Annotated in this window: 16 protein-coding genes; 11 read left to right on the top strand and 5 right to left on the bottom strand. The window is 70.3% G+C overall.

Going from position 1 to position 17541, the window contains the following annotated elements; all coding sequences use genetic code 11:
* Positions 1–146: 146 nt before the first annotated feature.
* Genes AB0M02_RS11220 through AB0M02_RS11235 form a run of 4 tightly spaced genes read left to right on the top strand, consistent with a single transcriptional unit; the run spans position 147 to position 5280 of the window.
* Entirely contained in the window at positions 147–1016 is an 870-nt protein-coding gene (locus AB0M02_RS11220; protein ID WP_364224660.1) for a sugar ABC transporter permease, read from the top strand.
* Positions 1013–1927: a carbohydrate ABC transporter permease gene (locus AB0M02_RS11225; RefSeq protein ID WP_364224662.1), complete on the top strand. Its 915-nt coding sequence runs from the start codon at positions 1013–1015 to the stop codon at positions 1925–1927. The genes AB0M02_RS11220 and AB0M02_RS11225 overlap by 4 nt, the downstream gene beginning before the upstream one ends.
* 24 nt (positions 1928–1951) lie before the next feature.
* Positions 1952–3292: a sugar ABC transporter substrate-binding protein gene (locus tag AB0M02_RS11230; protein WP_364224664.1), complete on the top strand. Its 1341-nt coding sequence runs from the start codon at positions 1952–1954 to the stop codon at positions 3290–3292.
* Positions 3289–5280, top strand: coding sequence for a beta-galactosidase (locus AB0M02_RS11235; RefSeq protein ID WP_364224666.1), 1992 nt, complete (start codon positions 3289–3291; stop codon positions 5278–5280). The genes AB0M02_RS11230 and AB0M02_RS11235 overlap by 4 nt, the downstream gene beginning before the upstream one ends.
* Before the next feature lie 45 nt (positions 5281–5325).
* On the opposite strand, the gene AB0M02_RS11240 is transcribed toward AB0M02_RS11235, so the two are convergent.
* Complete coding sequence (locus tag AB0M02_RS11240; protein WP_364224668.1) at positions 5326–6234, bottom strand: AbfB domain-containing protein; 909 nt, start codon at positions 6232–6234, stop codon at positions 5326–5328.
* A 179-nt stretch (positions 6235–6413) separates the two neighbouring features.
* Between AB0M02_RS11240 and AB0M02_RS11245 the strand changes: the two genes are divergently transcribed.
* Complete coding sequence (locus tag AB0M02_RS11245; protein ID WP_364224670.1) at positions 6414–7427, top strand: hypothetical protein; 1014 nt, start codon at positions 6414–6416, stop codon at positions 7425–7427.
* 86 nt (positions 7428–7513) lie between these two features.
* Positions 7514–8128, top strand: a complete 615-nt coding sequence (locus tag AB0M02_RS11250; RefSeq protein WP_364224672.1) for an SAM-dependent methyltransferase — start codon at positions 7514–7516, stop codon at positions 8126–8128.
* Here AB0M02_RS11250 and AB0M02_RS11255 read toward each other — a convergent pair.
* On the bottom strand, positions 8103–9299 hold the full coding sequence (locus tag AB0M02_RS11255; protein ID WP_364224674.1) for a hypothetical protein: 1197 nt from the start codon (positions 9297–9299) through the stop codon (positions 8103–8105). The genes AB0M02_RS11250 and AB0M02_RS11255 overlap by 26 nt on opposite strands.
* 98 nt (positions 9300–9397) lie before the next feature.
* Here AB0M02_RS11255 and AB0M02_RS11260 point away from each other — a divergent pair, with 98 nt between their 5' ends.
* Genes AB0M02_RS11260 through AB0M02_RS11270 form a run of 3 tightly spaced genes read left to right on the top strand, consistent with a single transcriptional unit; the run spans position 9398 to position 11656 of the window.
* Positions 9398–9931, top strand: coding sequence for a sigma-70 family RNA polymerase sigma factor (locus tag AB0M02_RS11260; protein WP_364224676.1), 534 nt, complete (start codon positions 9398–9400; stop codon positions 9929–9931).
* On the top strand, positions 9924–10652 hold the full coding sequence (locus tag AB0M02_RS11265) for a hypothetical protein (protein WP_364224678.1): 729 nt from the start codon (positions 9924–9926) through the stop codon (positions 10650–10652). The genes AB0M02_RS11260 and AB0M02_RS11265 overlap by 8 nt, the downstream gene beginning before the upstream one ends.
* 17 nt (positions 10653–10669) lie before the next feature.
* Complete coding sequence (locus AB0M02_RS11270; RefSeq protein WP_364224680.1) at positions 10670–11656, top strand: glycoside hydrolase family 6 protein; 987 nt, start codon at positions 10670–10672, stop codon at positions 11654–11656.
* Here the strand turns inward: AB0M02_RS11270 and AB0M02_RS11275 are convergent, their stop codons facing one another.
* Together AB0M02_RS11275 and AB0M02_RS11280 are read right to left on the bottom strand one after the other, a co-directional pair.
* Positions 11657–13609 carry a galactose oxidase early set domain-containing protein gene (locus tag AB0M02_RS11275; RefSeq protein WP_364224682.1) on the bottom strand — a complete coding sequence of 651 codons (1953 nt, stop codon included), beginning with the start codon at positions 13607–13609 and terminating at the stop codon, positions 11657–11659.
* Positions 13606–15291, bottom strand: a complete 1686-nt coding sequence (locus AB0M02_RS11280; protein ID WP_364224684.1) for a glycosyltransferase family 2 protein — start codon at positions 15289–15291, stop codon at positions 13606–13608. The genes AB0M02_RS11275 and AB0M02_RS11280 overlap by 4 nt, the downstream gene beginning before the upstream one ends.
* Before the next feature lie 264 nt (positions 15292–15555).
* On the opposite strand from AB0M02_RS11280, the gene AB0M02_RS11285 reads away from it, so the two are divergent.
* Positions 15556–15819 carry a hypothetical protein gene (locus AB0M02_RS11285; RefSeq protein WP_364224686.1) on the top strand — a complete coding sequence of 88 codons (264 nt, stop codon included), beginning with the start codon at positions 15556–15558 and terminating at the stop codon, positions 15817–15819.
* 129 nt (positions 15820–15948) lie between these two features.
* On the top strand, positions 15949–16914 hold the full coding sequence (locus AB0M02_RS11290; protein WP_364224688.1) for an alpha/beta hydrolase: 966 nt from the start codon (positions 15949–15951) through the stop codon (positions 16912–16914).
* Here the strand turns inward: AB0M02_RS11290 and AB0M02_RS11295 are convergent.
* The gene (locus AB0M02_RS11295; RefSeq protein WP_364224690.1) at positions 16907–17515 is read right to left on the bottom strand and encodes a hypothetical protein; all 609 of its coding nucleotides are present in this window, start codon (positions 17513–17515) and stop codon (positions 16907–16909) included. The two genes, AB0M02_RS11290 and AB0M02_RS11295, sit on opposite strands and share 8 nt — an antisense overlap.
* Between the last annotated feature and the right edge of the window lie 26 nt (positions 17516–17541).

Below are 17541 nucleotides of genomic sequence, written 5' to 3' on the forward strand. Positions count from 1 at the left end.
GCAGACGATGGGTATCGATGGCTGCCCCTCGTGAACCTTGACCACCCTGGTGACGCGTGCCACTATACGGCACACACGTTTACGTAAACATCGTGTCACGTGGCCGAAATTGTTAACGTAAACATCCATCTCCGGAGGGAGCGCGCGTGACTCGGCGTTCCTGGATCGGCTGGCAGTTCACCGGCCCGTTCCTCGTGGTGTTCGCGCTGGTGTTCCTCGCGCCGATCGGGTACTCGGCCTACCTCAGCGTCTACCGCACCCAGCTGGTCGGCGGGACCACCTTCGTCGGCCTGGACAACTACACCAAGGCGCTGAGCGACCCGCAGTTCTGGGAGGCGCTCACCAGGGTCGGGCTCTTCCTGCTCGTGCAGGTGCCGATCATGCTGTTCCTGGCGCTGCTGATCGCCCTGGCCATCGACAGCGGCCGCCTCTACGGCGCCGCGTTCTTCCGCATCTCGGTCTTTCTTCCGTACGCGGTACCCGCCGTCGTAGCCACCCTGATGTGGGGCTTCATGTACGGCTCGAGGATCGGGCTGGTCGGCAACCTCAACGAGTCCTTCGGTTGGGCGATCCCCGACCCGCTCGGCCCGGACCTGATCCTCACCGCCATCGGCAACATCGTGACCTGGGAGTTCGTCGGCTACAACATGATCCTGCTGTACTCCGGGCTGCGGGTGATCGACACCGCGCTCTACGAGGCCGCGGCCATCGACGGCGCCGGCCAGTTCCGGATCATCCGGGCGATCAAACTGCCGGCGCTGCGCGGGCCACTGGCCGTCGCCACGATTTTCTCGATCATCGGAAGTTTCCAGCTCTTCAACGAGCCGCAGATCCTCGACACGATCGCGCCCAACTCGATCACGACCTATTTCACCCCCAATGTGTACGCGTACCAGCTGTCCTTCGCCGGGCAGCAGGTCAACTACTCAGCGACCATCGCCCTCGTCATGGGAGTGGTGACGATGCTCGTCGCGTACCTCTTCCAACGCCGCGTCATGCGCGAGGCCGGCCGATGACCGCCCCGCCGACGATCCGGCCGGCGGCGCGACGCGCCGGAGCGGGCGCCGCCGCACCCAGCCGGCCCCGCCGCAGACGCAGCGTCACGCTCACCGTGATCACCTGCCTGGCGCTGGCCTACAGCCTGCTCCCGCTCGCCTGGCTGGTGATCAGCGCGACCAAGACCCAGGAGGGGCTGTTCAGCTCGTTCGGGCTGGCGTTCTCCTCCGACTTCGCGCTGTTCGACAACATCGCCGACACCTTCGCCTATCAGGACGGCATCTTCGGCCGCTGGCTGCTCAACACGCTGCTCTACGTGGTGGTCGGCGCCGGCGGCGCGACCCTGCTGGCGGCGCTGGCCGGGTACGGGCTGGCCAAGTTCAGGTTCCGCGGCCGGGCGGCGGTCTTCGCCGTCATCCTCGCCGGCGTCGCCGTGCCGCCCACCGCGCTCGCCGTGCCCACCTTCCTGATGTTCGCGAAGCTGGGGCTCACCGACACCCCGGCGGCGATCATCATCCCGGCGCTGGTCTCGCCGTTCGGCCTCTACCTCATGTGGACCTACTCCACCGACGCGGTGCCCGACGAGATCCTGGAGTCGGCACGAGTGGACGGCGCCGGGGAGTTCAAGTCGTTCTTCTCCATCGCGGTGCCGCTGCTCGCGCCCGGCCTCGTGACCGTCCTGCTCTACAACACGGTGATGACCTGGAACAACTTCTTCCTTCCGCTGATCATGCTGAAGGATCCCGACCTGTTCCCGCTCACCCTCGGCCTGTACTCGTGGAACGAGCAGGCCACCACCGTCGGCGGCGACGTGATCTACAACCTCGTGATCACCGGCTCGCTGCTCACGATCGTGCCGCTGATCGCGGCCTTCCTGCTGCTCCAGCGCTACTGGCAGTCCGGTCTCGCCACCGGCGGCCTCAAACAGTAGAAGTCCCCGAAGAAGGGAAGCGCCATGATGATCACCCGCAGGCGCGCGCTCCTCGGCGCCGCCCTCTCCATAACCCTCCTGGCTGCCGGTTGCGGCGGATCCGACGACTCCGACGACGGTGGCGCCGCCACGACGTCGGTCTCCGAGGCCGACGTGCAGGCCGCCCTCGACGCCGGTGGCAACCTCACCGTCTGGGCCTGGGAGCCGACCCTCAAGCAGGTCGTCGCCGACTTCCAGACCAAGTACCCGAAGGTGAAGGTGAACCTGGTCAACTCCGGCACCGGCAACGACGCGTACACCGCCCTGCAGAACGCGATCACCGCCGGGACCGGGGTGCCGGACGTGGCGCAGATCGAGTACTACGCGCTGCCGCAGTTCGCCCTGGCCAAGACGGTGACCGACCTCAACACGTTCGGCGCGGCCTCGCTGGACGGCACCTTCACCCCCGGCACCTGGAACTCGGTGCACGCCGGGCAGGCCATCTACGGCCTGCCGATGGACTCCGGCCCGATGGCGCTCTTCTACAACAAGGAGGTCTTCGACAAGCACCAGATCGCCGTGCCGGCCACCTGGGAGGAGTACGCGGCCGCCGCCGAGAAGCTGCACAAGGCCGACCCGAAGGCGTACATCACCAGTGACAGCGGCGACGCCGGCTTCACCACGAGCATGATCTGGCAGGCCGGGGGCAAGCCGTACACCGTGGACGGCACGAACGTCACGGTCAACTTCGCCGACCCCGGCACCCAGAAGTTCACCGCGCTCTGGCAGCCGCTGATCGACAAGAAGCTGCTCAACCCGGTGCCGGGCTGGAGCGACGGCTGGTATCAGGGCCTTGCCGACGGCACCATCGCCTCGCTGGTGATCGGCGCCTGGATGCCCGCCAACCTGGAGTCCGGCGTGAAGGCCGGCAACGGCAAGTGGCAGGTCGCCCCGATGCCGCAGTGGGAGTCGGGCGGCAAGGCCACCTCGGAGAACGGCGGCAGCTCGATCGCCATCCCGGAGAAGGCCGCCAACAAGGCCCTCGCGTACGCGTTCCTCAAGTACGCGACGGTTGACGAGGGCGCGGCCAGCCGCTCCCAGAACGGCGCCTTCCCGGCCACCACCAAGGAGCTCGCCGCGCCGGAGTTCACGGGCAAGGAGTTCCCGTACTTCGGCGGGCAGAAGGTCAACGAGGTTCTCGCCGCGTCCGCCGGGCAGGTCGTCCCCGGCTGGTCGTACCTGCCCTTCCAGGTCTACGCCAACAGCGTCTACGGCGACACCGTCGGCAAGGCGTACATCGGGCAGGGAACCCTGCAGGACGGGCTGAAGTCCTGGCAGGATGCATCGGTCAAGTACGGCCAGGAACAGGGCTTCACGGTTAAATGACATCTCACGAGCACTCGCCCCGGCGCTGGCTTCGCCACGCCGGGGCGGCGCGTCTGGAGTTCGGCGCCGACTACAACCCCGACCAGTGGCCACGCGAGGTCTGGGACGACGACGTACGTGCCATGCGCGAAGCCGGCGTCACCATCGTCTCGCTGGCCATCTTCTCCTGGGCCAGGCTCGAGCCGCGCGACGGTGAGTACGACTTCGCGTGGCTCGACGAGGTGATGGACCTGCTGCACACCGGCGGCATCTCGGTCGACCTGGCAACCGCCACCGCGTCACCGCCACCGTGGCTGACCGCGAAGCACCCGGAGATCCTGCCGGTCAACCGGGAGGGCGCCACCGTCTGGCCGGGCGCGCGGCAGCACTGGCGGCCCACCTCGCCGGTCTTCCGCGAGCACGCCCTGCGCCTGGTCCGCGCCCTGGCCACCCGGTACGCAGGACACCCGGCCCTGGCCGCCTGGCACGTCAACAACGAGCTGGGCTGCCACAACGTCTACGACTTCTCCGACGACGCCGCTGTCGCGTTCCGGGACTGGCTGCGCGCCCGGTACGGCACCGTCGAAGCGCTCAACCACGCCTGGGGCACCGCGTTCTGGTCGCAGCGGTACGACTCCTTCGCGGAGGTTCTGCCGCCACGGATCGCCGCCTCGCACCCGAACCCGACCCAGCAGCTCGACTTCCGCCGGTTCTCCTCGGACGCGCTCAAGGAGCATCTGCGCGCCGAGCGTACGGTCCTGCGCGAGCTCACCCCTGATGTGCCGGTCACCACCAACTTCATGGTGATGAGCGGGATGAACCCGATGAACTACGCCGACTGGGCCGCCGAGGTCGACTTCGTCGCCAACGACCACTACGTGATCCCCGGCCCGCAGGCCCGCGACGAGCTCTCCTTCTCGGCGAACCTGACCGGCAACCTCGCCGGCGGCCGGCCGTGGTTCCTGATGGAGCACTCGACGAGCGCGGTCAACTGGCAGCCGGTCAACCTGGCCAAGAAGCCCGGCGAGATGGCCCGCGACTCGCTCACCCATGTGGCGCACGGCGCCGACGCGGTCTGCTTCTTCCAGTGGCGGCAGTCGAGGGCGGGCGCGGAGAAGTACCACTCGGCGATGCTGCCGCACGCCGGAACGGGCAGCGCGCTGTTCCGGTCGGTGACCGACCTGGGCAAACGGCTGCGTGACCTCGCACCAGTGGCCGGCTCGGAGCGCACCCCGGCCGACGTGGGGATCGTCTTCGACTGGGAGTCGTGGTGGGTGTCCGAGCACGACTCGCACCCGACCGACCGGCTGCGTTACCACCGGGAGGCCCTCGACTGGTACACCGCGCTGCTCAACAACGGCGTCCGCACCGACGTGGTGCCGACCGGCGGGCCGCTGGAGCGTTACCGGGTGCTGATCGCGCCGATCCTGCACGTGGTGCCGGAGGCCCTCGCGGAGCGGCTTCGGGCGTACGTGGCGGGCGGCGGCCACCTGATCACCACGTACTTCTCCGGGATCGTGGACGAGAACGACCACGTGTGGCTCGGCGGCTACCCGGGTGCGCTGCGTGACCTGCTCGGCATCCGGATCGAGGAGTTCGCGCCGCTGCTGGACGCCGAGAGCGTCGAGCTGGACAACGGCACGACCGGCACACTCTGGACCGACCGGATCGACATCACGGGCGAGGTGGAGGTGCTGGCCCGGTACACGAGCGGTGAGTACACGGACCGGGCGGCGATCACCCGGCGGCCGGTGGGTGCGGGCTCGGCCGCGTACGTCTCGACCCGTCTCGGCCCGGAGGGGCTGACGTCCCTGGTCCCCGCCCTGCTCGGCCCGGCCGGGGTGGTCAGCGAGCTCCCGGAGGCGTTGCGCGGTGCGGTCGAGCTGACGATCCGCGGCGATCACTGGTTCCTGATCAACCGGACCGACGCGCCGGTCGGCCTGGACGGTCTGCCGGGCGCGCCGGCCGTCCTCGACGCCCGCGCGGTGGTGGTCCTGAAACGCGATTGAGGGGGGAGTGGTGCCCGGCTGGAGGGGCCTCGGCCGGGCACCACGTCACAGCGCCGACCGTGGCAGGAACGCGGTGGCGCCCTCCGCCGAGGTCTCGCGGAGGTAGAGGCGGTTACCGTCGGCGACCACATAACGCGACGGATAATTGATGGACCGCAGCGCGAGTGCGGCGCCCTGGCGAATCACGACCGTACAGAAAGTGGCGTCCCGGTCGAACAAATCTGATCGGTCGTATCGATCGAGCCGGATTTCGAAGTTCCGGTGCCGCAGATAATATCCGGGAAAGTTTCCTGATTCGAGCGAGAAGCAGTTCGCATTCGCCCGCCCGGCGCGGACGGTGAACCGCGCGTCGGCCCGGTCCTGGTCGCTGTCGAGCGGCTCGAGCCGCCCGGCGAAGTTGCGGTGCCGGACCCGGGATCCGGGCCGGTCCACCGACTCCAGACCGGACTGGCGGCCGGTCACGAGCGCCGGTGGCGCGGGCTGCGTCGTCCGGGTCGGCTTGGGCGAGGCCTTGCTGGGCGACGGGGAGTAACTGCGTGTGACGGTGGCCGCCGCGTTCGACGTGGGCAGCACGAATGTCGAGGTGACGGTCGGGCTCGGTGGTGGCAGCAGGGAGATGGTCGCCTCTGGCGGAAGCGGTTCGAACGGCTGGGCGGGGCGGGGGATGTCCTCGGTCTGGACGGCGACCGGATCGGGCTTCTGCGCGTCGTTGACGATCGTGGCGACCGTCGCGGTGACGACGGACGCCAGGACCAGCGTCCCGGCGAGGAGCAGCCGGGGGCGCAGGGACGACGGCCCAGTGGTGCCGGGACCGAGCGCGCGGCGTTCGACGCCGCGGGGGAGCGCCGGCCGCGAGTAGGGATACCCCGATGGGTCGTTGCCGGAACCGTCCGTCGATAACGGCGGAACCCAGCGACCGACCCGGAGTCTGTCCCCGGTGTCTTCTTCCGGCATCTATTCGCTCTCTGGAGAATCGGCGGATTGCCACTTAATGGTCCGATAATGATCTACCGGTATCAGTGCCCCGAAGGCAAGAGTTCCGCGAAAACAATTCTCATGGGAGCGATCCCAGTCGAACCGAACGGACTCCTCGTCCGTACCCGTTGTCGGTATCACGTCGAGGAGAGCCTGCCGTGGACAGTCCCGTTGCTCAGACAGACCCCGAACCCGAGATCGACAGCCAGCCCTCAGCACCCGACCTGCCGAACATCTCCGACTACTGGCCCGACCTGCCGCAGCGCCTGGGCCCGGAGGCCGACCACTACGAGCTGCCGGGTGCCGAGCCGGACCGCACCAGCCCGGCGTGGCAGGCCCCGGCGAGCGCGCGGCTGGAGCCCGCCACCAACCGCGTCACCGTGGAGATACCGGCCGGTGTCCGTCCCCGCAGGTCCCGCTGGAAGTCTGTGGCTCTCCTGGCCGCCCTGGTGGGTGTCGGCGGCGGCGCGGCATGGGTGATCATGAAGCCCACCGGCGGCACGCCGGAGCAGCCGACGTTCGCCGACCGCAGCGCCCCGCCGGCCGAGGCGCCGGCCAACCCGCCGGTCTCCATCGGCACCTCACCGCCGGCCGGCCCGGTGCCCGACGCCGCCACGTTCGAGATGGTCGACGGCAGCACCCAGATCTTCGTCACGATCGGCGCGGTCGACGACGGCTGGTTCCGGGTCACGACCCCGCAGGGCAGCGGCGTGACACCGACGGCGGTCGTCGAGGACACCACCCTGCGCCTGCGGATCGAGCCGACCGACACGGAGGGCTCCGCGCGTGTCGACGTCGTGCTCAGCGACGACGTGGACTGGGCGATCCGGATGCGGGGCGGGTTCCGTACCGCGATGTTCGACCTGTCCCGCGGCACGGTCAGCAAGGTCGATCTGGTCGGCGGCGTGAACCAGCTCAACCTGGCGCTGCCGCTGTCCGACGCCACCGTCCCGATCGTGATGAGCGGCGGGATCAAGACCTGGCGGATCACCACGGCCGGTCAGGTGCCGGTCCGCGCGGCCTTCCGGCGCGGTGCCGGCACGGTGACCCTGTACGGCGACGAGGACAGGGGCGTACCCCGCCAGGCCGAGCTGGCCAAGGGCGACGGCGACGGCGGCATCGACCTCGACGCGGAGGCCGGCGTCGGCTCGCTCACGGTGGCGGCGCGCTGACGGTGACGTTGGTGGCGCGCCGGCCGCGGGCGGCGCGCTGACCACCCGGATGACGGCGTCGCCCCCGGGTTCGGCACAATTCCGGCGTGACACGAGCAGAGGGCGACGCCGCACCACCGGAGACCACGGTCTCGCTGGACTACTTCACCGGGCTCTACCTGGCGAAGGACGACCCCTGGGACGTCGCCACCAAGTGGCACAACCAGCGCAAGTACGCGGTCACCCTGGCGAGCCTGCCCCGCGAGCGGTACCGCTCCTGCTACGAGCCGGGCGCCTCGATCGGCCTCTTCACCCGGATGCTGGCGCCCCGCTGCGACGCGATCCTCGCCACCGACAGCGTCGAGGAGGCCGTCCAGCAGGCCCGCGAGAACGTCGCGGACCTGCCGAACGTGACAGTGGAACGAGCCATGGTGCCGGCCGAGATGCCGGACGCCGGCTTCGACCTCGTGGTGATCGGTGACCTGCTGTACTACCTGTCCTCGGACGACCTCGACGCGTTCCTGAGCGGCCTGACCGCACGCTTGGAGCCGGGCGGTGACCTGGTCTGCCTGCACTTCCGTGACCGGGAGAACGGCGGCACGTACGACGGTTTCAACGTCCACGAGATCGTGGCGGCGCGTCCCGAGCTGGAGCGCGTCGTGCGTCACGAGGACGAGTGGTTCCTGCTGGACGTGTTCAGATCACGTGCCGCAGCGCCGTGAGCCCGGGAACACCCTGCTCGCCGGCCACGGTTCCGGAGGCCGTGTCGAACCAGGCGACCCCGTCCGGCACACCGGCGTAGAGGCGCTTGCCGTCAACGGTGAGCCCCAGCCCGCGTACCGGACCTGGCACCTTCCACGACGACGCCGTCGCACCGGTCGTGGTGTCCAGCACGGTGACCCGGTCACCCGCGCCGACCAGGGTGCGCCCGTCCGGTGACAGGGCCAGCGCGGCGGGCGCGTCCCCGGCGGGTATCGCCACGAGCCGCTCCACGGTGAGTGACGGAGCGCTGCAGTACGCCAGTTTGCCGGCGGCCAGGTCCGCCACCGCGATGTAGCGGGCGTTCGCGGCCAGCGCGCACGTGCCCGGCGCGCCCTCGCCGAACGGGTGCGGGAGGTCCAGGCAGAACGCCCACCGCTCGGTCAGGTGCAGCACGTGGACGAAGGCGTGCGCGTTGCCGGGCCGGCCCGACAGCAGATCCCGGGTGTGCGCGTGCCCCGGCTGGTGCGTGTAGAGGGTGAAGAGCATCTGCTTGTCCGCCGACAGCACCGCCTGCCGACCCTCGCCGCGCATCTCCTCCTCGGCGCCGGTCGGCACCGGCGTCTTGTTGCGGGTGAGAAGCGGCTGGATCTGGCCGGTGCCGAGATCGAGCAGCCGCACCCGGTAGTGGTCGGGCGCGGTGGCGGGCAGCCAGTCCAGCACGAACAGCCCGGTGCCGTCGGAGGTGAAGGCGTCCGGCTCGATCACGCCGGGCAGGTTGAACTTGCGCGGGCCGGTGGAGTCCATCACGACGAGCGGGGTCCGGGTGCGCGCCGCCGGCACCGTGGCGCCCGCCGCTTCGCTCAGCGCGCACACCCGGCCGTCCGTGGAGACGACGCGGGGAAGCCATCCGTCCCCGAGCGCGCTGCGCCGGACGGCCTCCCCGGTCGCCGGGTCGATCTGCTCCAGACCGGTGGATCCGGTGGCATAGAGGTGGGCGCCGTCGAACGCGGCCGCCGCGGTGCCGAGCGGTTGCGCACCCGTGGGGGAGAGGCGCACCAGCCCGCTGCCGGTGTCGGCGAGGAGCACGTCGGGCGCGGTGGCCGGGGTGGCGGCCGCGGGTTCCCGGCAACCGGTGGCCGTGAGGGCCAGGCCGGTGCCGGCGAGCAGGAGGAGGGAGCGCCGGGTCGTCATGCACTGGTGACACCGGCCGGTGGGAACCGGTTCCCGGTACGCGGTGTCAATAGGGTGTGTCGGAGGGGGCGACGATCGAAATAGACGAGACTTCCGCGGTGGCGAGAGCCCGAGACGGCGACCTGGACGCGTACGAGGACCTGGTCGTCCGGTTCACGGCGCCCGCCCACCGGGCCGCCGTGCTGCTGGGTGCGGGCGCGGACGCCGACGACGTGGTCCAGGAGGCGTTCGTGAAGGCGTACCGGGGGCTCGGGCGCTATCGGGGCGACTCGGGGTTCAAGGCGTGGCTGCTGGCGATCGTGGCGAACGAGACCCGCAATCTGATCCGGTCGCGGACCCGGCGGACCGGGTTGCTGATGCGGGCGGCGGTGCGCGAGGACCCGCTGCCGCTCGAGCCGGACCCGGCCGAGACGGCGGAGGCGACCGAGCGGCGGACGTTCCTGGTGGCGCAGTTGCGTGCGCTGGACACCCGGGACCGCGAGGTGCTGGTCTGCCGCTACCTGCTGGATCTGTCCGAGGCGGAGACCGCGGTGACGCTCGGGGTGGCCAAGGGGACGGTGAAGTCGCGGACGGCACGGGCGCTGACCCGGTTACGCGACCGGCTGCCGGTGGGGGAGGTGCGCGATGCCTGACCACGACGACCTGATCGACGACCTTCGGGATCTTGGGCGTGCTTTGCGCGTACCCCAGGCTCTTGATCAGAGAAACGCGGTGCGTGCGCGCCTCACCCGGCCTGCGCCGCGACGGCCTCGCGTGCGAATTCTGCTGGCTGCGGCGCTGGCTGCGCTGGTCGCGTCGGTCACGCTGATCGCGCCGGCTCGCGCGGCGGTGGTCGAGGTGGTCGGTGACCTTCTGCGGGTGGCGGGCATTGAGGTACGCCGTGAGCAGCCCGTCGGCACCCTCCCGCTCAACCCGAGCGCGTTGCCCTCGTCGCGTCCCGGGACCCTGGCCGAGGCCGACCGGCTGGCGGCGTTCCCGGTACGCGTGCCGGCCGCCCTCGGCGACCCGGAGAAGGTGCTGCTGTCCGATCCCGATCCGAGCGGCGCCCCGCGTGTGGTGACCCTTCTCTACCGGGACGGCACCGTGCGCCTCGACCAGTTCGACGGCCGCATCGAGCCGGCCTTCTTCAAGATGGCGCCCGACGCGCAGTGGGTCGACCTCGGCAACGGCGCGGTCTGGCTGCCGGAGCCGCATCCGGTGACCTATACCGGTCGTGACGGAGTCCGGCGCACCGAGACCGCGCGCCTGGCCGGGCCGACTCTGATCTGGGCGTCGCAGGACTCGCTCACCTACCGGTTGGAGGGAATCGGGACACTCGAAGAGGCGACGGAGGTGGCTCGCTCTCTGCACTGAACGTACTGTTTGTCCGGATGAGTAAGCTCCCCGCTCTCTGTGCCCTTGTCGGGATCGCCCTGCTCGGCGGTTGCTCCGGCAGCAGTCCACAGCCCGCCCCCGTGCAGTCGGAGTCCGCGGTGACACCCACCGGTGTGTTCTTCGTGGAGCCGGACGCGCCCGCCGTCGAGCAGGTCGTCCGGTGGGAGGGTGAGGGCCGCGCGGGCGACGCGGCGGCGATGCGCAGGATCGCGGAGGCGCCGACCGCGGTGTGGTTCGCCGACGGCGCGGCCCACGTGGAGCGGGCCCAGGCGCTGGTCGCGGCGGCCCGGGCGGCCGGGACCACGCCGGTGCTGGTGGCGTACAACGTGCCGCAGCGCGACTGCGGCGGGCACTCCGGCGGGGGAGCGGCGGACGCCGACGAGTACCGCGCCTGGATCGCCGGGCTGGCCGGTGCGCTGCGCGGGTCGCCGGCCGTGGTGATCCTCGAGCCGGACGCGGTCACCCACGTGCTGCAGGGATGTGTGCCCGGTGCCGAGCGGTTCGCGCTGCTCGACGAGGCGATCCGGGCGTTCAAACAGGAGCCGGGCATCCGCGTCTACCTGGACGGCGGCAACCCGGGCTGGGTACGGGACGTCGACCGGGTCGCCGACGCGCTGCGCCGGGCCGGGGTCGAGCGCGCCGACGGCTTCAGCCTCAACGTCGCGAACTTCGAGACCGTCGAGGCGAACGTCGGGTACGGCGAGGAGATCTCCCGGCGGCTGGGCGGCGCCCACTTCGTGATCGACACGAGCCGCAACGGCAACGGCCCGGCCTCGGTGGACGCGCGCAACGCCGAGGGGCACTGGTGCAACCCGGCGGGCCGCGCCCTCGGCCCGGCACCGACGACCGAGACCGGGCATCCGCTGGTGGACGCCTACCTGTGGGTCAAGCGGCCGGGCGAGTCCGACGGCGCCTGCGGGGAGGGTGCCCCGCCGGCCGGCCAGTGGTGGCCGGAATATGCCCTCGGACTCGCCACCAACTGATCAGTCTTTGAGGACCTGTACCCAGCGGGCTGGGGAGGGCACGCCGCCGCCGTCGATCAGGAAGAGCATGTACCAGCCGGGCGGCACCACGCCGCGGTCCTTCGGCACGGCCAGGCTCAGCCCGCCCGGGATCCGGTGCACGCCGAGCGCCACCGACCGCTGGTCGACGTCGGTGCCGTGGGTGATCGCGCTCGGGCGCAGCAGCCGGGCGGCCCGGATCCGCTCGGGGTCCGGCGTGGCGAACACCGACCGCCGGCCCGGCCGCAGCGTCGCGGATCCGCCGACGATGCGCGGGCGGTCACCCCGGAACAGGTACGGCGGACTGTAGATCTCGATCCGCTGCTCGAACGTGCCCGGGTCGCGCCCGCGCCGGTCGTAGACCGGGTCGCTGCCCATGGTGACCACCCGCCCGTCCGGCAGCAGCAGCGCCTCGGCGTGATAGTTGCGCCCGACGACCGGTGCGGCGGCCGTGGTGAACGCCCTCTCGTCCGGGTGGTAGATCTGCGCGGTCAGCAGGTCGCTGCGCGTCTTCCCGCGGTACGGCCCGCCGCGGTACCCGGAACTGCCGCCGCTGGTGAAGACGGTGTCGTCGGGCAGCACCACGGAGTTCAGGTATCGCGTCGGGTGCGGCAGATCCGGGCCGCGCTCGAACGCGGGCCGCGGCTCGTCAAGGTCCACGACGGCCGTGCGCGCGGTGGAGTTCGGCGAGTCGCCCACCGCGCCGCCGCCGAGGATCATCACCTTCTGGTCCTGCGCCGGTGGCAGCATCACCGAGGAACTGGTCTCGGTCATCTTCGGGTCGAGCAGGCCGGGCACCGGCTGGAAGCGGTTGGTGCGGACGTCCCAGAGGCCGGGGGTGCGCCCCTCGGTGTCCGAGCCGTACCCGGCGTTGGAGCCGGAGAAGAAGAGCCGCTCGTCGCGGGTGAGGAAGAGAGCGGGGTACGTGGGGAACACGCGGCGCAACCCGGGCGCGGGCACCCAGCGCCGCTCGGCCGTCCGGTAACGCTCGTTGACGCCGGGCAGCATCCGGCCGAACTCGTCGAGCCCGGAGACCGCCAGGACGTCACCGCCGGGCAGCGGAGCCAGGGTCGGATACCAGCGGTGCTCCACCAGATCGCCGGTACGCACGTAACGCTCGGTGATCGGGTCGAACTCGTACGACGTCTTGTCGCCGCCGTACTCCTGCTTCTCCCGCGTGATCTTCTCGGCGATCCCGTACAGGTTGCGGGTGTCGTTCCCGGTCAGGCCAGCGATCGCGTACTGGGCCGGTTTCGCCACGGTGGGCCCGTCGCCCGGCTCGACCGCGTCCACCCAGACCTCGGCCTCGCCGGCGTGCACCATCATCCGGTTGCCGTGCCACATCTTCGAGGCCGCGGGCACGGTCACGTCGGCGCGGCTCCGGTAGATCCGTTGTTGTGGTCCCAGGAACTCGGTGCCCTTCGGGAACACCCGCGAGCCCAGGTCAGGCGACTCGTTCTTGATCTTCATGACGCCCGCGGCGTGTTCGATGTCCTTCTCGAGCACCTCGTACGACTTGGTGCCGCCGGCCACCAGGAGTCTGCCGTCGGGCAGGAAGGTGTGCCCGCCGCAGAACAGGTCGGTCGGCGTCGGGACCTGCGAGAACCTGTCGGTGGCCGGGTCCCACACGACGGTCCGGAACGTGCCGGCCTCGAAATCCTGGCGGTTGTTGCCGGACCCCGCGATGATCAGCACCTTTCCGGTGCGCAGCAGCGCCGCGTGGATCGCGTTGACCCGGAAGTCCTCGGGGACCGGCAGCAGCGACCAGTGGCCGTACTTCTCCTTGTAGGACTGCCGGTTGATGCTGAACTCGTGGTACCGGTCCCGCGCGAACACGACGATCGGGCGGTTCACCACGATCACCGTCGCCAGGGTGGGTATCAGCGCCAGGAGGCTGAGAGCTTTCCGGGCGATGGTCGGTTTCCGGGGGGTCATACCTTTTGCACCTTCCAGATCAGCGGCGGCGTGAGGCAGAGGGCAAGGTTCAGGGACGGCCAGAGCCACATGAAGCCGTGTGCGTGGCCGGTCATGGCGGCCACCGCCAGCAGCGCGGCGAAGAACGCGGCCCAGCGCAGATGCGTACGGAAGGTCAGCAGCCGGTCCGGGCTCGCCGAGTCACCCTTCGGCGTCACCACGAAACCGGCCCGGCGGCGCAGCAGTGCCTGCAGGAACGAGGTGACGTAGATCGGCGCGCAGAGCGTGGAGAGCAGCATGCCGGCCAGCCCGGAGGAGCCGGCCTCCTCGTGCGGGCTCACGTTGTGCCGCCGGTTCCACAGGTAGAGGCCGACCTGGAAGAGCGCGGCGTCCACATAGAGCATCAGCCACACCTGCTGCGGCACCTGCACACCCTTGGCGCCGAGGACGATGTGGCAGACGGCGGTGGCCGCGCCGAGCAGCCACGCGATCGCGGTCAGCGGGTAGTAGGCCATCAGCAGGGCGTAGTGAATCGCTCGTCGCGGGCCGAGCCGCAGAACCTGTCGGAGGAATCCGGCGACGCACACCTCGTCGGTGCCCCGGGACCAGCGGTGCTGCTGACTGAAGTAGTCGGTCCAGGACGACGGGCCCTCGCCGACGGCGAGCACGTCCGGGGTGTAGATCGACCGCCACCGCCGCCCGGTTCCCGGGTTCTTTCCGGCATGCATCCGCAGGCTCGTGGCCATGTCCTCGGTGATCGAGTCCTGGAGTCCGCCGATCTCTTTGAGGGCGGCGATGCGTACCGCGTTGTTCGTGCCGACCAGCATCGGGATGCCCAGCTTGTTGCCGGCCCGCTGCAGCAGCGAGTGGAACAGGTACTGCTGCGACTCGGCCCAGCGGGTGATCACGTTGTCGTAGTTGCCGTAGATCTGCGGGCCGATCACGAACGCCACGTCCGGGTCGCGGAAGTAGCCGAGCAGCCGCTCGCAGAAGTTCGGCAGCGGCACGTGGTCCGGGTCGACCGAGACGAACGCGTCGTAGTGGTCGCCGTGCCGGTCGACCCAGGAGTTGTAGTTGCCGTGCTTGGTCTTCGCCTTGAACGCGCCGGCGGCCGTGTTCCACCGCTCGACGCCCTTGCGGCTGAAGTGATGGACGCCCACCCGCGCGCACATCTCCCGTACCTCGGGGTCGTCGCCCTCGTCGAGCAGCCACACGTCGTACCGCCCCGGGTGGCGGATCCGGCAGGCGGCCTCCAGGGTGCGCTCCACCATCTCGATCGGCTCCTTGCCGGGGACGATCGTGGTGAGGAAGGCGACCCGCAGGCCGGCCTGGGGCGGCACCGGCACCGGGTCACGTGCCCGCAGTGTCGCGAGGCAGAGCGTCACGACGTTGACCAGGCGAAACAGTTCGATCAACGCGGTCGCGCCGATCATGAACGCGGTCGTGGCGAAGAGCCAGGTGTGCATCCGGCGGTCGGGCAACGCGATCGAGGCGACCAGCCAGCCGAAGAACGTCGCCTCGAAGCAGAACGCGAACGTGGCGATCAGCAGGGTGCTCACCGGGCGGCGCCGTGACAGTGGTTTCAGCCGGACCCGGTATTCGCCGGGTGGAACCGGTTCGGTCTCACCGGCTAGCCGGCTGAAGCCGTCGTAGTCGTATCGCGTGCCCGGTTCGACCGGCGCGGCGAGGTGCTGGCTTGTCATCGGGACTCCCTGCATCGCGGCTCAGATGCCGGGGGAATAACGGACCAAACACGGCGCAGGGTATTTAGCATCTTTACCGGTCACATAGGAACAATATCGCCAATTGGGACACTCAGGACATCCCTCGTACCCGATCGTGTCGGCCGCCGATTCACGTTTTGATCGCACACAGTGACGCAGAGCGTCGAACCGATACGCCCTGTGATCCGTTTCCCAGGTAGGCGGGGAAGTGAGCCCCGTGAAGACCCTGACAAGGCGGTGGCAATGCTGATCCTGTCCCTGCTCATCCTGGTTCTGGCCGCCGCCTGCGTCCTCGCGGTGCGCGGGGTGCGTGCGGACGCCCGGGCCGAGGAGGAGCAACTGAACGTGCCGGATGCGCTCTTCGCTCCCGAGAGTCTCGAAGGCGTGCTCTGCACCCAGCTGCTGGACGGTGAGATCACTCGCCGTCAGTACCTGCGGTCCATGGCCGGGATCGCTGCGCGTGACGAGGAGCGGCACCCCCTCGTCGTGCCCTTCCACGAAGACTGAGATCCCGGAAGAGCCCGGTCCCGCCTGACGCGGGGCCGGGTTTTTTGCTTCTTGACAGAGTGCCAATAGATGGTCGCTAATGGAAACACTGTTTCGGAGAGTGTTACGGATGACCATCATGGAGGTCCCGTGTCTCTGTCCCCGCGCCGCGTCCTAGCGGCGTTGCTGCTGTCCGCCTCGCTCCTCGTCGCCACGCCCAGCGCCGCCCGCGCGGCCGCCGTGGAGGTCGACGGCGAGATCTCGGTGCCCTGCTGGATCTACACCTACAACCAGGACGCCGACTGGTACTTCCCGGCCACCACCAGCCCGAAGGCCCTGGTCTTCCTGCAGCACGGCTTCTCCCGGTCGAACACCAACGTCGCCGACCTGGCCCGTGAGTACCAGGCCGCCGGCTTCCTCGTCGTCGCACCGCAGCTGCCGTCGATAAACCTCTACGGCTGCACGGTCAACAACACCGGCAACAACACCACGTTCCTCAACAGCGTGGCCGCCTGGCTCGGGCAGGCGACCACGCCGAACAGCGCTCTCGCCCGCAGCTACGCGGCGGCGGCCACCGCGGCCGGCCGTTCCGGCAGCACCCTGCCCGCCAAGTACGTCCTGGCCGGTCACTCGGCCGGCGGTGAGGCCGTCACCTACATCGCCAACCGGCTGCGCACCACGCACCCGAGCGCGTTCGCGGCCCTGCGGTACGTCCAGCTGCTCGACCCGGTGAAGTCGCCGGCCGGCAGCAACATGGCCACCGGGCTGTCCGGGCTCGCGGGCACCAGCCTGCCGATCCTGACGATCTCGTCGCCGCCGTACCTGTCCAACAGCAACGCCAGCGGCACCGTCGAGCTGATCAACCAGCTGGACCGGCCGTTCCTCGGAGTGCGGCTGACCAGCGGCAGCCACTGCGACGCGGAGGGCGCCAGCACCGACGGCCTCTGCACGCTGACCGGCGGCGCCTCCCAGGCCAAGAACGTGACAGCGCTGCAGACCCTCGCGGTGGCGTGGGCCTCGGACGCGGTGGCCGGCACGACGACCGCGACCTACTACCCGGGCGGTGCCTACTACCAGGGCCTGCTGACCGCCGGCACCATCGAGACCCTCAGCTGAACGAGGATCCGCCGCCCGGTTCCCGACGGCGGGAGCCGGGCAGCGGTTCGGTGCCACGGCGCGGCGGGGTCGGATCGATGACGCGCAGGCGCCGGTCACCCGGCGGATAACCGATGCGTTCCACCAGGTCCGTCGTTCCGCCCGGGCCGTCTCCCGGACGGCCGTTCCAAACCACGATCGCGTACGGGGTGGGGTCGTGCCGCCGCGCGAGGTTCAGGATCGACGCGTTGGTCCGCATGTACCGGGTCTCCTCCGGGCCGCGCGGCACGATGTCGACGGCGACCGCCAGCCGCAGCAACCGCCGGAACCTGGCCGCCCAGGTGGTGCCGGGCAGCATCACCGAGGACTCCTCGAAGGCCGCCGGCGCCTGAGCCAGGCACAGGTGCACGGCGGCGCCCCGCTCGTAGGCCTCCTCGGCGATGACGACGTCGGCACCCCGGGCGCCGCCGGTGTAGACGGTCGTGCCGAGCCCGATCTGCCACTCCTCGAGGGTCTCCCGGACGCGCATCGCCACCCAGGGCACCCGGCTCTGCGGGAATCGTGGTGCGGGCCGGCCTGGGGCGTCGACCATGAGGCCACCGGCCACCAGCGCGCGAGTCATGACGTAGGCCCGGGCATAGCGCCTCC

Origin of the sequence: Actinoplanes sp. NPDC051861 (assembly GCF_040681145.1) — a bacterium.
GTDB lineage: Bacteria > Actinomycetota > Actinomycetes > Mycobacteriales > Micromonosporaceae > Actinoplanes.

Bases quoted from the DNA above. Each gene is read 5' to 3' on its own strand.
- AB0M02_RS11225 (WP_364224662.1), top strand. From the start codon at position 1,013: ATGACCGCCCCGCCGACGATCCGGCCGGCGGCGCGACGCGCCGGAGCG.
- AB0M02_RS11230 (WP_364224664.1), top strand. From the start codon at position 1,952: ATGATGATCACCCGCAGGCGCGCGCTCCTCGGCGCCGCCCTCTCCATA.
- AB0M02_RS11235 (WP_364224666.1), top strand. From the start codon at position 3,289: ATGACATCTCACGAGCACTCGCCCCGGCGCTGGCTTCGCCACGCCGGG.
- AB0M02_RS11240 (WP_364224668.1), bottom strand. From the start codon at position 6,234: ATGCCGGAAGAAGACACCGGGGACAGACTCCGGGTCGGTCGCTGGGTT.
- AB0M02_RS11255 (WP_364224674.1), bottom strand. From the start codon at position 9,299: ATGACGACCCGGCGCTCCCTCCTCCTGCTCGCCGGCACCGGCCTGGCC.
- AB0M02_RS11265 (WP_364224678.1), top strand. From the start codon at position 9,924: ATGCCTGACCACGACGACCTGATCGACGACCTTCGGGATCTTGGGCGT.
- AB0M02_RS11270 (WP_364224680.1), top strand. From the start codon at position 10,670: ATGAGTAAGCTCCCCGCTCTCTGTGCCCTTGTCGGGATCGCCCTGCTC.
- AB0M02_RS11275 (WP_364224682.1), bottom strand. From the start codon at position 13,609: ATGACCCCCCGGAAACCGACCATCGCCCGGAAAGCTCTCAGCCTCCTG.
- AB0M02_RS11280 (WP_364224684.1), bottom strand. From the start codon at position 15,291: ATGACAAGCCAGCACCTCGCCGCGCCGGTCGAACCGGGCACGCGATAC.
- AB0M02_RS11285 (WP_364224686.1), top strand. From the start codon at position 15,556: ATGCTGATCCTGTCCCTGCTCATCCTGGTTCTGGCCGCCGCCTGCGTC.
- AB0M02_RS11295 (WP_364224690.1), bottom strand. From the start codon at position 17,515: ATGACTCGCGCGCTGGTGGCCGGTGGCCTCATGGTCGACGCCCCAGGC.